Below are 12,955 nucleotides of genomic sequence, written 5' to 3'. Positions count from 1 at the left end.
GACATGGCTTTGGGCCGCCAGATTATAGATCTCGGTCGGCCGTATCTGCTGCATCAGCCGGATCAGATTGGTCGAATCCGTCATGTCGCCGTAGTGCAGCAGGAACGGAACGTTGCCGGTGTGCGGATCTTCGTAAAGGTGGTCGATGCGCGCGGTGTTGAACGAGGACGATCGCCGCTTGATGCCGTGCACCGTGTAGCCGAGGCCGAGCAGATATTCGGCGAGATAGGCGCCGTCCTGACCCGTGATGCCGGTAATCAGCGCAACGCGCCGCTTCGAATTCTGAACCGTCATGTCTTCTCCAACACCGCCGGGACTGCTCGGGAGCAGCCAGACGACGACACACCACCAAACATTGCGCTGGACCGGCCGGTAACTTCGGTCCCCAGGGACGCCAGCCGGACGGCCAAACCCCTATCATGCCCCCCTTCACCCAAGCAAATTTTCCCCGGCGAGGCCGGACCAGCCATGTGTCACCGCCCTTGCGGGTGGCGGAGCCTTGGACCACAATCGACTTACGTGAGGACTAATGCCGAATGACTGGAATCCAGCTATTCCGGTATCCAGTCCGGGCAAGACCCAAGAAAAGCCAATACAGGGAGAAGCACATGCGTAAACTCATCATGGCTGCGGCCATCGCACTGCCGGTGTTCGGCACGGCCGCGATCGCGCAGGAAACGGTCAAGATCGCCTATATCGACCCGTTGTCGGGCGGCGGCGCCAGCATCGGCGAAATCGGCCTGAAGACGTTCCAGTTCCTCGCCGAGGAGTTGAACGCCAAGGGCGGTGTTCTCGGCAAGAAGGTCGAGATCGTGGCTTTCGACAACAAGACCAATCCGCAGGAAAGCCTGATCCAGGCCCAGAAGGCCATCGATCAAGGAATCCGGATCCTGACCCAGGGCAACGGTTCGTCGGTTGCCGGCGCGCTGACCGATTTCGTTTCAAAATACAACGAGCGCAATCCCGGCAAGGAAGTCCTGTACTTCAACTATGCCGCGGTCGATCCGGTCCTGACCAATGAGAAGTGCAACTTCTGGCATTTCCGCTGGGATGCCAACTCCGACATCAAGATGGAGGCGCTCACCAACTACATGAAGACCGCGCCCGCCATCAAGAACGTCTATCTGATCAACCAGGATTACTCGTTCGGCCAGTCCGTCCGAACCGCCGCCAAGGCCATGCTCGGCGCCAAGCGGCCGGACATCAAGATCGTCGGTGACGAACTGCATCCGCTGCTGAAAATCACCGATTTCGCGCCCTACATCGCCAAGATCAAGGCATCGGGCGCCGATACCGTGGTGACCGGCAACTGGGGCCAGGATTTCGCGCTGCTGCTGAAGGCTTCGGCGGACGCCGGCTTGAAGTTGAACTGGTATACCTATTATGCCGGCGGCACCGGCGGTCCGACCGCGATCAAGCAGGCCAACCTGAACCATCAGGTATTCCAGGTCGGCGAAGGCATTCCGAACCTCGACAACAAGCCGTCGCAGGAGTTCGAGAAAGCACTGCGCGCCAAATACGACTTCAGCCTGTTCTACCCCCGCGCCGTCAACCAGATGCGCATGCTGGCGGCAGCCGCCGACAAGGCCAAGTCGATCGATCCGGTCAAGGTCGCGCTCGCACTCGAAGGCATGGAATTCGACGTTTTCAACGGCGGCAAGGGCAACATGCGCAAGGACGATCATCAGTTCTTCCAGCCGATCTATATTTCCTCGCTCGGCGAGCGCAGCGAAAAGGAACCGTTCGACGAGGAAAAGACCGGCTGGGGCTGGAAGCTCATCGCCAAGATCGAGCCGGCCCAGACCATGCTGCCGACCACCTGCAAGATGGAACGTCCGAAGTAGACATTTCGCACGTAACCCGTCCGCCCCGAACCCTCGGGGCGGACGCGTCCCCAGTTCCCCAGGCGGTGCGCCGTGCTTGAATTGATCGTCATCTCCACGCTGAACGGTGTGCTGTTCGGCATGCTGCTGTTCCTGATGGCGAGCGGGCTCACCGTCATCTTCAGCATGCTCGGCGTGCTCAACTTCGCGCATGCCAGTTTCTACATGCTCGGCGCATTCTTCGGATTTCAGATCAGCCGGTGGTTCGGTTTCTGGCCCGCCCTGGTGATCGCGCCATTGCTGGCGGGCGCGATCGGCGCCGCCGTCGAGCGCTATGGCCTGCGTCGCGTCCACAAGAACGGCCATGTCGCCGAGCTGCTGTTCACCTTCGGCCTCGCCTTCGCGATCGAGGAAGTCGTGCAGATCATCTGGGGCAAGAGCCCGGTTGATTTCCGCATCCCGCCGTCGCTGGATTTCCCGGCGTTCACGATCTTCTCGACCAATTACCCCGCCTACAAGATGTTCATGCTGCTGGTCTCGATCGTGATCTTCGCCGCTTTGCTGATCACGCTCAAGAAGACGCGGATCGGCCTGATCGTACAGGCGGCGCTGACCCATCCGCACATGGTCGGCCATCTCGGCCACAATGTCGGACGGATCTTCAGGCTGGTGTTCGGCGTCGGCACCGCACTGGCCGCCGTCGCCGGCGTCATCGCCGGCCCCGCGCTGGTGACGCAAGCCAACATGGCCGGATTGCTCGGACCGATCCTGTTCGTCGTGGTGGTGGTCGGCGGACTGGGTTCGCTGCCCGGCGCCTTCGTCGCCTCGCTGCTGATCGGCCTGGTGCAGACCTTTGCGGTCTCGATGAACGGCTCATTGTCCGGCGCCTTCGGCCCGCTCAGCCCCGATTATGCGGCGACCTGGCTCGCCGATATCTGGAACGTGACGATCGCCCAGATCGCGCCGATCATGCCCTACGTATTGCTGGTCCTGATCCTGATCTTCCGTCCCATGGGCCTGCTCGGGACACGCGACACATGACCGAGACGACATCAAGCGCGGCACCTCCCGCCCCGGCCGCCGCCGAGAAACTCAAATTCTATGGGTTGTGGATTGCGGCGGCGATCGTTCTGCTGTTGCTGCCGAAAATGTTCAGCTCCGGCGGATCGCTCACCACGTTCAGCCTGATCGGCATCTCGATCATCTTCGCGCTGTCCTACAACATCCTGCTGGGCCAGACCGGCATGCTGTCGTTCGGTCATGCCGTGTATTACGGCCTCGGCGGCTTCCTGGTGATTCACGCCATCAACATCATCGGCGCCAACAAGCTGCCGATCCCGCTGCCGCTGGTGCCGCTGATCGGTGGGGTGACCGGATTATTGTTCGCGGTGTTGCTCGGCTGGGTCTCGACCCAGCGCAGCGGCACGGCCTTCGCAATGATCTCGCTCGGCGTCGCCGAACTGATCGCCTCCTCGGCCCTGATCCTGCGGACATTCTTCGGCGGCGAAGCCGGCATCTCCGCCAACCGCACCAAGGTGTTCCGGCTGTTCGACTGGAGTTTTGGGCCGCAAATCCAGATCTATTACCTGGTCGCGGCATGGACGCTGCTGGCGGTCATCGCAATGTACGCCCTCACCCGCACGCCGCTCGGGCGGATGTGCAATGCGGTGCGCGACAATCCGGAGCGGGTGCAGTTCGTCGGCTACGATCCGCATGTCGTGCGTTACCTCGCGTTCTGCTTTTCCGGTTTCTTTGCCGGTATCGCCGGCGCGCTCGCGGCCATCAACTTCGAAATCGCCAATTCGGCCTATCTCGGCGCCGTGCAGTCGGGAACGGTGCTGTTCGCTGCCTATATCGGCGGCATCGGTTTTTTCATCGGGCCGATCGTGGGCGCTATCTTCGTCACGTTCCTCTCGCTCGGCCTCAGCGATCTGACGCAGGTGTGGCAGCTGTATTTCGGGCTGATCTTCATCGCCGTGGTGCTGTTCGCGCCGGGTGGCATCACCGGGCTGTTGATGATGCATCGTCCGCTGCTGAAGGCCGGCACGTTCGGCAGGGTGCTGCCCAGCTATCTGATCGCTTTCGTGCCGACGCTCGCCATGCTCGTCGGCCTCATCCTGGCGACCGAAATAATCGTGTTTCATGCCGTCCATTCCGGCGACGATTCCCACATCAAGGCGTTTGGCGTCCCCTTCGATGCGGCGAACCGCTACCTCTGGGCGCTGTCGGCGGTCCTGCTGATCGGCGGCTACTGGCTGGCGCGCAAGACCTGGACGAGGGTCGGACATGCCTGGGACGAGGCAACCGGCAGCGCCCGCGAGAAGGGAGCCGTCGCATGAGCACCGCCATCGAATTGCGCGCCGTCGAGAAGAACTTCGGCATCACCTCGGTAATCCGCAACGTCAGCCTGACGGTGGCGCAGGGCGAGCGCCACGCCTTGATCGGACCGAACGGCGCCGGCAAGTCGACGCTGTTCAATCTGATCAGCGGCTACATGGTGCCGTCGACCGGCAGCATCCTGCTGCGCGACGAGGTGGTGTCCGGCCTGCCGCCCTACCAGATCAACCGCCGCGGGCTGTCGCGCAGCTTCCAGGTCACCAACGTGTTCGCCAATATGAGCGTGTGGGAAAACCTGCGCTGCGCCGTGCTGTGGGCCGCCGGCTACCGCTATACATTCTGGAAGAACATCGACAGTTTGCCGGAAGTTCGCGAGCGGACCGCCCGGATCCTCAGCGACATCAACCTGACGGCCCGGCGCGACGTGCCGGCCGGTCTTCTGACCTACGCCGAGCAGCGCGCGCTCGAGATCGGCATCACCGTGGCCGGCGGCGCCAATGTCATTCTGCTCGATGAGCCGACCGCCGGCATGAGCCACGCCGAGACCGAACGCGCGGTGGAACTGATCCGCCGTCTGACGGAGGGCTGCACGCTGCTGATCGTCGAGCACGACATGAGCGTGGTGTTCGGCCTCGCCGACCGCATTTCGGTGCTGGTCTATGGCCAGATCATCGCCTCCGGCACGCCGGAAGAGATTCGCGGCAATCCCAAGGTCCGGGAAGCCTATCTCGGCGAGGAGGTCGCCTGATGCTGGAGGTCAGCGATCTGCACGCCTATTACGGCAAGAGCCACATCCTGCAGGGCGTCGATATGCGTATCGATGCCGGCGAAGTGGTCAGCCTGCTCGGCCGCAACGGTGTCGGCCGCTCCACCACTGTCAAGGCGATCATGGGCGAGGTGCCGCCGCAGGGCACCATCAAGTTCAAGGGCACCGATATCGCGGGCCTGCCGAGCTACCGGATCGCGCATCTCGGGCTGGGCTACGTACCCGAACATCGCGATATCTTTCCCGGCCTGACGGTGCGGCAAAACCTGATGCTGGGCATCAAGGATACCAGTCGCGCCGGCAAGTGGCGGCTCGAAGACATGCTGGAGATGTTTCCCAATCTCGCCGCCCGTGCCGATACCGCGGCCGGCGTGCTGTCGGGCGGCGAGAAACAGATGCTGACGATCTGCCGGACGCTGATGGGGGATCCCGAACTCGTCATGATCGACGAGCCCACCGAGGGGCTGGCCCCCATCATCGTGCAGCAGGTCGGCGATCTCATCTCCGAGATCGCCCGCCGCGGCGTCGCCATCCTGCTGGTGGAACAGAAACTCTCGATCGCCATGCGGATCTCGCATCGGGTCTATGTGATGGGCCACGGCCGCATCGTATTCGAGGGCACGCCGGCCGAACTCAAGGCCAACGATGCCGTTCGCAAGGAATGGCTGGAAGTCTGAACCGGAACCGGTTGCGGGATTGAGGGGAACCCGGGCCCAGCCATCGGCAAGCCGCAGTCCGGTAACTTCAGCTACTCGCCGTAGCGGCGCAATCGCTCCAGGTCGACGATGGTAACGCCGCCATATTCGAGCCGCAGCAGCCCCTGGCTCTCCAGCCGCTTCAGGCACTGGTTGGCGTTCTGCCGGCTCATGCCGGACAGCGCACCGATTTCCTCCTGGGTGATCTCCAGGTGAAGCGTGAGATCCGGATAGAGGATGGGATTGAACAGCGAGGCGATCGACCGCGCCAGCCGGGCGGTGGCGTCCAGCGTCCGGCCATATTCGAGCAGCCCGATAAACTGGCCAAGGCGTTCGTTGAGCTGCCTGACCAGAAAACGGTTGAACCCGACGCTGTTCTCGAACAGCCAGAAGAAAGTGCTGCGGTCCATCATCGCCAGACGGGTATCCCGCAACGCCACCACGTCGTAACGCCTCGGCTCCTTCTTGAGCACGGTCCCCTCGCCAAACCATGCGCCGGCGGTCAGACCGGCAAAACTGGCGGCCTTGCCGCCCCGGGACACGATACCCATGCGGGCAAGACCGGTGACGACGCCGGTCCAGTAATCGAAGACATCGCCGCGCATGAAGATGAACTCATTGGCGCGGTAGGATTTTTCGACGATGCCGGCGCGCGCGATCTCGGTCTCCCGCTCGTTCAATTCGCGCGACCAGGCCGCGATGCGCTTCAAATTATCTGCTGCAATCATGGTAGCGTTGAACCATCCCCCTGATGTCGCATCACTTCCATGCTGCGCCGCAACAACAATTCCGGCGCCACCACCGCTCCGTTCCCCTGGAACAAAACGCCTATCATGGCCGCTGACGAAATTTGCCTGGAAATTGTCAGGCGCAAGACATTTCAAAGTACCGCTTTGCCCTATTGAGAGCCATCACTTAGCGCGGCCCGCACACCAGGGGGGACAGGGTGCGGCATTACCGCGGTTGGAATGGCTTACCCATGACGGCCCATGTATGATCGGCTCGATCAGAGCAAGGCAGATAAAGAGCGCGTCAAGCGCCGTATCTCGGAGGAACAAGTGGATTACGCTTTGGAAGTGCGCGGGGTTTCACTGCGCTTCGGCGGCGTGCGTGCGCTTACCGAGGTCAGTTTTGGCGTGAACGATGGCGAGCTGTTCTCGATCATCGGCCCCAACGGCGCCGGCAAGACCTCGATCGTCAACTGCATTTCGGGCCGCTACAAGCCGACCGAGGGCCAGCTGTTCTATCGCGGGCAGGACATCACCGCCCTCAATCCGAACGCGCGGCCGCGGCTCGGCATCGGCCGCACCTTCCAGAACCTCGCGCTGTTTCATCATATGAGCGTGCTCGACAACATCATGGTCGGCCGCCATCATCTGCTGAAGAACAATTTCATCACGGGATCGCTGTACTGGCTGACCGGGGCGCGGCGCGAGGAACTCGAGCATCGCCGCAAGGTGGAGGAGATCATCGATTTCCTCGACCTGCAGTCGGTGCGCAAGGCCACTGCCGGCACCCTGCCATACGGCCTGCGCAAGCGGGTCGAGCTCGCCCGCGCCATGGCGCTGGAGCCGCAACTGATCCTGCTCGACGAGCCGATGGCCGGCATGAACTTCGAGGAAAAAGAGGACATGGCGCGCTACATCGTCGACCTCAATGAAGAGTTCGGCATGACCGTCATGATGATCGAGCACGACATGGGCGTGGTGATGGATATTTCCCACCGTGTCATGGTGCTGGATTTCGGCCGCAAGATCGCCGAAGGCGATCCGGCGGCAGTGCTGGCCGATCCGCATGTCAAGCGCGCCTATCTCGGCGAAGAGGACGAGGTCCTGGTCGATCCCGACGACAGGCCGGCGTCAGCGGAGACTGCGGCATGATGGATTACGCCGGCCGCGTCGCCCAAGCCGATACCTATCCAAAACTGCTGCGCCTCAACGCCAGCGAGCATGGCGGCGAAATCGCGCTGCGCGAAAAGGATTTTGGACTCTGGAAAGTATTCACATGGAACGACTATCAGGCCCGGGTGCACGATTTCGCGCTCGGCATGGTCGAACTCGGCCTCGGCCGCGGTGACGTCATCGGCATCATCGGCGACAACCGGCCGGACTGGGTGTCGGCGGAAATCGCCACCCACGCCATTGGCGCGATGTCACTTGGTCTCTATCGCGACGTGCTGGACGAGGAAGCCGCCTATCTCCTGAGCTACGGCGAAGCCAGGCTGGTGTTCGCCGAAGACGAAGAGCAGGTCGACAAGCTGCTGGCGCTGGCCGACCGCGCGCCTGCACTCCAGCATATCGTCTATTCCGACCCGCGCGGGATGCGGAAATATGACGACCCACGCCTGTTGGAAGCCGCCAAGCTTGCAGAGATGGGGCGCGCCCGCGCCGCCCGTGAGCCCGGTCTCTACGACAGGCTGGTCGACGAAACCAGGGGCGAGGACGTCGCGATCCTCTGCACCACCTCCGGCACCACGGCGCATCCGAAACTGGCGATGCTCGCCGCCGGCCGCGTGCTGCGGCACTGCGCCACTTACCTGTCGTTCGATCCGAAGGGGCCGGACGACGAATATGTCTCGGTGCTGCCGCTGCCGTGGATCATGGAACAGGTCTACGTGCTCGGCAAAGGCCTGCTGTGCCGGATGAAGGTCAACTTCGTCGAGCAACCCGACACCATGATGCACGATTTCCGCGAGATCGCGCCGACTTTCGTGCTGTTCGCCCCGCGGGTATGGGAATCGATCGCCGCCGACGTCCGCGCCGGCGTGATGGATTCTTCGCCGCTGAAGCAGAGCCTCTACGAGCTCGGCATGAAGACGGGCCTCGCGGCGCTGGCGCAAGACAAGCGCTCGGTGCTTGCGGACATGGTGCTGTTCCGCGCGCTGCGCGACCGCCTCGGCTTCAGCCGGCTGCGCTCGGCGGCGACCGGCGGCGCGGCGCTCGGCCCCGACACTTTCAAATTCTTCCAGGCGATGGGCGTGCCGCTGCGGACACTTTACGGCCAGACCGAGTTGCTGGGTGCCTACACCCTGCATCCGTTTGGCCAGGTCGATCCCGACACCACGGGCGTGCCGATGGCCGCCGACATCGAGATCCGCATCGACAATCCGGATATCCACGGCGTCGGCGAGATCGTGGTGCGTCACCCCAACATGTACCTCGGCTACTACAAGAGCCCGGAAGCTTCCGCCGCCGACATGGAGGATGGCTGGATGCATTCCGGCGATGCCGGTTATTTCAACCCCAACAAGCAACTGGTGGTGATCGACCGCATCAAGGATCTGGCGGAAACCGCGCGCGGCGAACGGTTCTCGCCGCAATATATCGAGAACAAGCTGAAATTCTCGCCCTACATCGCCGAGACCGTGGTGCTGGGCGCCGGCCGCGATGCGCTGGCGGCGATGATCTGCATCCGCTTTTCCATCATCTCGAAATGGGCGGAGAAAAAGCGCATCTCGTTCACCACCTACACCGACCTCGCCTCGCGCCCCGAGGTCTACGCGCTGCTGCGCAAGGAAGTCGAAACCGTCAACGCCACGCTGCCGCCGGCGCAGCGGATCTCCCGCTTCCTGCTGCTCTACAAGGAACTCGACGCCGACGACGGCGAACTGACCCGCACCCGCAAGGTGCGCCGCAGCGTCATCAACGAGAAATACGCCGGTATCATCGACGCGATCTACGGCGGCAAGCGCGACATCCCGGTCGATACCGTGATCCGCTTCCAGGACGGCACCACCCAGCGCATCCGCACCACGCTGGCGGTGGTCGACCTCGGACGCGACGCGGCCGTGGCGGAGGCCGCTGAATGAGGCACGCAAGCATTTACATCGAACTCCGATACCGACCGGTGCGAATCGCATCGCCCTCTCCCCTTGTGGGAGAGGGCATCACCGATAGTCGATCCAGACTCGGTTGGGTGAGGGGTCTGGTCGCAGACGGTGCCATGTTGGGACAACCCCTCACCCGTCCGCGATGCTTCGCATCGCGTCCACCCTCTCCCACAAGGGGAGAGGGGAAGAATCCCGCAACTCACGTCTGTCGAGCAGCATGAACACCCAGCTTCTGATCCAGCTTCTGGTCAATGGCCTCGTGGTCGGCACGCTTTATGGCGTGGTCGCGATGTCGTTCGTGCTGATCTACAAGGCGACCCAGGTGGTGAACTTCGCGCAGGGCGAATTGCTGCTGGTCGGCGCCTGGGTGTGCTGGGCGCTGTTGACCAGATACCAGGTGCCGTTCTGGATCGGCATGCCGATCACGCTGGTCTTCATGTTCGTGCTCGGCATTGCCATTCAGGTGGTCATCCTTCGTCCCCTGATCGGCGAGCCGATCATCTCGGTGATCATGGTGACGATCGCGCTGTCCACGGTGCTCTCCGCGCTGATGAAATGGATGTTCGGCGTCAATCTCCAGCCGTTTCCCCGCGTCTTCGGCACCCAGAATGTCAACATCCTGGGACTGCAGGTTCAGACCGTCTATCTGATGAGCCTTGCGGTCTCGGTGGCGATGATCGCCGGGATGGCCTGGTTCTTCCGTGTCTCCAAATACGGGCTCGCGATGCGCGCAACCGCGTTCAACCAGCAGGTCGCGCAATCGCTCGGCATTTCGGTCAAGAACGTGTTCGCGATGGCCTGGGCGATCTCGGCCACGGTGTCGGCGGTGGCGGGCGTGGTGGTCGCCGTGGTCAACGGGGTTTCCGCGGGTCTGTCGTTCTACGGCATCAAGGTGTTTCCGGCAGCGATCCTCGGCGGGCTCGACAGCGTCGGCGGCGCGGTGCTCGGCGGCATCATCATCGGCCTTCTGGAAAACTTCGCGCACTTCCTCGACAGCGAATATCTGCACTGGGGCAATCTGTACGAGATCGCACCGTTCTACGCCTTGATCGTCATCCTGATGATCAAGCCCTATGGCCTGTTCGGCACCAAAGACATCGAGCGGGTATAAACAACATGGCAGGCCCAACCCTGATTCCCGCCGGCGATTTCCGCACTTCCTATGCGGAAGATACCACCGTGTTCCCGACCCGGACCGGGCGCAACGCGATGATCGCCGGCATCGTGCTGATCTGTTTTGCGCCGCACGTGCTTGGCGCATACAGCCTGAGCCTCCTGATCCAGATCGGCATCTTCGGCATCGCCGCCCTCGGCCTCAATATCGTGGTCGGATTCACCGGCCAGATTTCGATCGGCCACGCGGCCTTTTTCGGCTTCGGGGCATTCACCTCGGCCTATCTCAACAACCGGTTCGCGATCCCGGTTTTCTTCTGCATTCCGCTCGCGGGTGTCGTCACCGCGGCAGTCGGGTTGATCTTCGGCCTGCCCGCCGCGCGCCTCAAGGGGCTTTATCTCGCGATCGCGACGCTGGCCGCGCAATACATCCTGCTGGATTTCTTTGCCCGCGCCGAATGGTTCACCGGCGGCAGCGTGCCAGCCAGCGCGGAGCCATTCTCGATCTTCGGCTATTCGCTGCGCGGCGACAAGAAATACTTCTACGTCGTGCTCGCCTATGTCGTGGTCTGCTACCTGCTGGTGACCAACCTGATCCGCTCGCGCGACGGCCGCGCCCTGATCGCGGTGCGCGATCACTATCTGTCGGCGGAGATCATGGGCATCAACCTGACCAAGTACCGCACCCTGTCGTTCGGTCTCGCCGCCTTCTTTGCCGGCGTCGGCGGCGCGCTCTATGCGCATTACAACCAGGTGGTCTCCAACGAAGGCTTCGGCATCGACCGCTCGATCATCTTTCTCGCCATGATCATCATCGGCGGGCTCGGCTCGATCATGGGCACGCTGATGGGCACCGCCTTCATGGTGCTGCTGCCGGAATCGATGGAATGGCTGAGCGTCGCGTTGCGCGACAGCCCGATCGACCAGTTCCTCGGCCTCAAGAACAACATCGCGTTCCTGCGCGAGATGGCGATCGGAATCATCATCATCATCTTTCTGGTGTTCGAGCCTGACGGCCTCGCGCATCGCTGGCGGCAGATCAAGGCTTACTGGAAACTCTACCCGTTCTCGCATTGAGGTTGGAACGGGACCGACTAAAATAAACCTCAACAAAAGACCGGAGGAAAATACCATGACCATGAAGACCCTATTGAGCACCGCCTCGCTTGCGCTGCTGCTCGGCAGCACCGCGGCCAGCGCCCAGGCCCCGATCGCGCTCGGGCATCTGACCGACTATTCGGGTCCGACCTCGGACGTCGGAACGCCGTTCGGACAGGGCGTCGCCGACACCTATGCCTGGATCAACAAGAACGGCGGCATCAACGGCGCCAAGGTCAACGTCGATACCGTCGACTACGGCTACCAGGTGCCGCGCGCGATCGCCCAGTACAAGAAATGGTCGGGCGCCGACAAGGTCGCCGCCATCCTCGGATGGGGCACCGCCGACACCGAGGCCCTCACCGGATTTCTCGCCGAGGACAAGATCCCCGACATCTCGGCGTCTTACGCCGCCGCGCTCTCCGATCCGACCGGCGCCGGCGGCAAGGCCAAGCCCGCTCCCTACAATTTCTTCTACGGCCCGAGCTATTCCGACGCGGTTCGCGGCATGCTGACCTGGGCCGCCGAGGACTGGAAGTCCAAGGGCAAGCCCGGCAAGCCGAAATACGTCCACATGGGCGCCAACCATCCCTATCCGAACGCGCCCAAGGCGGCGGGTGAAGCGATGGCGACTGAACTTGGCTTCGACCTGCTGCCGCCGATCGTGTTCGCGCTGACGCCCGGCGACTACAGCGCGCAGTGCCTGACCTTGAAGAGCTCCGGCGCCAACTACGCCTATCTCGGCAACACCGCGGGCTCGAACATCTCGGTCCTGAACGCCTGCAAGGCCGCGGGCGTCGACGTACAGTTCCTCGGCAACGTCTGGGGCATGGACGAGAATGCCGCCAAGGCAGCCGGCGCTGCGGCCGACGGCGTGGTGTTTCCGCTGCGCACCGCGGTCGCCTGGGGCGGCAACGCACCCGGCATGAAGACCTTGCTGGAAATCTCCAAGATGTCCGATGCCGCCGGAACCGCCTATCGCCCGGTGCACTACATCGCCGGCGTCTGCACTGCGCTCTATTTGAGGGAAGCCGTCGAATGGGCCGCCAAGAACGGCGGCGCCACCGGCGAGAACGTCAAGAAGGGCTTCTACCAGAAGAAGGATTGGGTACCCGCTGGTGCGGACGGCGTCTGCAATCCGTCGACCTTCACCGACAAGGACCATCGCGGCACGCTCAAGGTCGACCTGTATCGCATGAAGATCACGGGAGCGACCGATGCGCCGCTCAACGATCTCGTCAAGAACGGCGGCATCAAGCTCGAGAAGGTGAAGACCATCGACCTGCCGCGCAAG

12 protein-coding genes are annotated in these 12,955 nt (G+C 62.7%); 10 read left to right on the top strand and 2 right to left on the bottom strand.

Annotated features, from left to right (window positions below; genetic code table 11):
- On the bottom strand, positions 1-294 hold a 294-nt coding region (locus Q8N40_RS24375), incomplete at its 3' end, for a GDP-mannose 4,6-dehydratase (protein WP_305713625.1).
- A 314-nt stretch (positions 295-608) separates the two neighbouring features.
- Between Q8N40_RS24375 and Q8N40_RS24370 the strand changes: the two genes are divergently transcribed.
- From Q8N40_RS24370 to Q8N40_RS24350, 5 genes are all read left to right on the top strand, one after another.
- Positions 609-1,844: a branched-chain amino acid ABC transporter substrate-binding protein gene (locus Q8N40_RS24370; protein WP_305713624.1), complete on the top strand. Its 1,236-nt coding sequence runs from the start codon at positions 609-611 to the stop codon at positions 1,842-1,844.
- 72 nt (positions 1,845-1,916) lie between these two features.
- Positions 1,917-2,864, top strand: a complete 948-nt coding sequence (locus tag Q8N40_RS24365) for a branched-chain amino acid ABC transporter permease (RefSeq protein ID WP_305713623.1) — start codon at positions 1,917-1,919, stop codon at positions 2,862-2,864.
- Positions 2,861-4,162, top strand: a complete 1,302-nt coding sequence (locus Q8N40_RS24360; protein WP_305713622.1) for a branched-chain amino acid ABC transporter permease — start codon at positions 2,861-2,863, stop codon at positions 4,160-4,162. Before Q8N40_RS24365 ends, Q8N40_RS24360 begins: the two co-directional genes overlap by 4 nt.
- Positions 4,159-4,908 (top strand): ABC transporter ATP-binding protein, encoded by a 750-nt coding sequence (locus Q8N40_RS24355; RefSeq protein WP_305713621.1) that lies wholly within the window; start codon positions 4,159-4,161, stop codon positions 4,906-4,908. Before Q8N40_RS24360 ends, Q8N40_RS24355 begins: the two co-directional genes overlap by 4 nt.
- Positions 4,908-5,603, top strand: coding sequence for an ABC transporter ATP-binding protein (locus Q8N40_RS24350; RefSeq protein WP_305713620.1), 696 nt, complete (start codon positions 4,908-4,910; stop codon positions 5,601-5,603). Before Q8N40_RS24355 ends, Q8N40_RS24350 begins: the two co-directional genes overlap by 1 nt.
- 71 nt (positions 5,604-5,674) lie before the next feature.
- On the opposite strand, the gene Q8N40_RS24345 is transcribed toward Q8N40_RS24350, so the two are convergent.
- A complete protein-coding gene (locus tag Q8N40_RS24345; protein ID WP_305319489.1) occupies positions 5,675-6,349 on the bottom strand; it encodes a Crp/Fnr family transcriptional regulator in 675 nt (224 codons plus the stop codon).
- A 330-nt stretch (positions 6,350-6,679) separates the two neighbouring features.
- Here Q8N40_RS24345 and Q8N40_RS24340 point away from each other — a divergent pair, with 330 nt between their 5' ends.
- From Q8N40_RS24340 to Q8N40_RS24320, 5 genes are all read left to right on the top strand, one after another.
- A complete protein-coding gene (locus Q8N40_RS24340; RefSeq protein ID WP_305319488.1) occupies positions 6,680-7,501 on the top strand; it encodes an ABC transporter ATP-binding protein in 822 nt (273 codons plus the stop codon).
- Positions 7,498-9,429: a long-chain fatty acid--CoA ligase gene (locus Q8N40_RS24335; RefSeq protein WP_305713619.1), complete on the top strand. Its 1,932-nt coding sequence runs from the start codon at positions 7,498-7,500 to the stop codon at positions 9,427-9,429. The genes Q8N40_RS24340 and Q8N40_RS24335 overlap by 4 nt, the downstream gene beginning before the upstream one ends.
- Before the next feature lie 238 nt (positions 9,430-9,667).
- Positions 9,668-10,561, top strand: a complete 894-nt coding sequence (locus Q8N40_RS24330; RefSeq protein WP_305319486.1) for a branched-chain amino acid ABC transporter permease — start codon at positions 9,668-9,670, stop codon at positions 10,559-10,561.
- A gap of 5 nt (positions 10,562-10,566) precedes the next feature.
- Positions 10,567-11,640, top strand: coding sequence for a branched-chain amino acid ABC transporter permease (locus Q8N40_RS24325; RefSeq protein WP_305713618.1), 1,074 nt, complete (start codon positions 10,567-10,569; stop codon positions 11,638-11,640).
- A 55-nt stretch (positions 11,641-11,695) separates the two neighbouring features.
- A partial coding sequence (locus tag Q8N40_RS24320) for an ABC transporter substrate-binding protein (protein ID WP_305713617.1) occupies positions 11,696-12,955 on the top strand: 1,260 nt, incomplete at its 3' end.

It is taken from the genome of Bradyrhizobium sp., from assembly GCF_030693485.1.
GTDB lineage: Bacteria > Pseudomonadota > Alphaproteobacteria > Rhizobiales > Xanthobacteraceae > Bradyrhizobium.
Note: the sequence above shows the minus strand (reverse complement) of the source record. Positions and strands in the feature narration are given on the sequence as shown.

Bases quoted from the DNA above. Each gene is read 5' to 3' on its own strand.
- Q8N40_RS24370 (WP_305713624.1), top strand. From the start codon at position 609: ATGCGTAAACTCATCATGGCTGCGGCCATCGCACTGCCGGTGTTCGGC.
- Q8N40_RS24360 (WP_305713622.1), top strand. From the start codon at position 2,861: ATGACCGAGACGACATCAAGCGCGGCACCTCCCGCCCCGGCCGCCGCC.
- Q8N40_RS24355 (WP_305713621.1), top strand. From the start codon at position 4,159: ATGAGCACCGCCATCGAATTGCGCGCCGTCGAGAAGAACTTCGGCATC.
- Q8N40_RS24350 (WP_305713620.1), top strand. From the start codon at position 4,908: ATGCTGGAGGTCAGCGATCTGCACGCCTATTACGGCAAGAGCCACATC.
- Q8N40_RS24345 (WP_305319489.1), bottom strand. From the start codon at position 6,349: ATGATTGCAGCAGATAATTTGAAGCGCATCGCGGCCTGGTCGCGCGAA.
- Q8N40_RS24335 (WP_305713619.1), top strand. From the start codon at position 7,498: ATGATGGATTACGCCGGCCGCGTCGCCCAAGCCGATACCTATCCAAAA.
- Q8N40_RS24330 (WP_305319486.1), top strand. From the start codon at position 9,668: ATGAACACCCAGCTTCTGATCCAGCTTCTGGTCAATGGCCTCGTGGTC.
- Q8N40_RS24325 (WP_305713618.1), top strand. From the start codon at position 10,567: ATGGCAGGCCCAACCCTGATTCCCGCCGGCGATTTCCGCACTTCCTAT.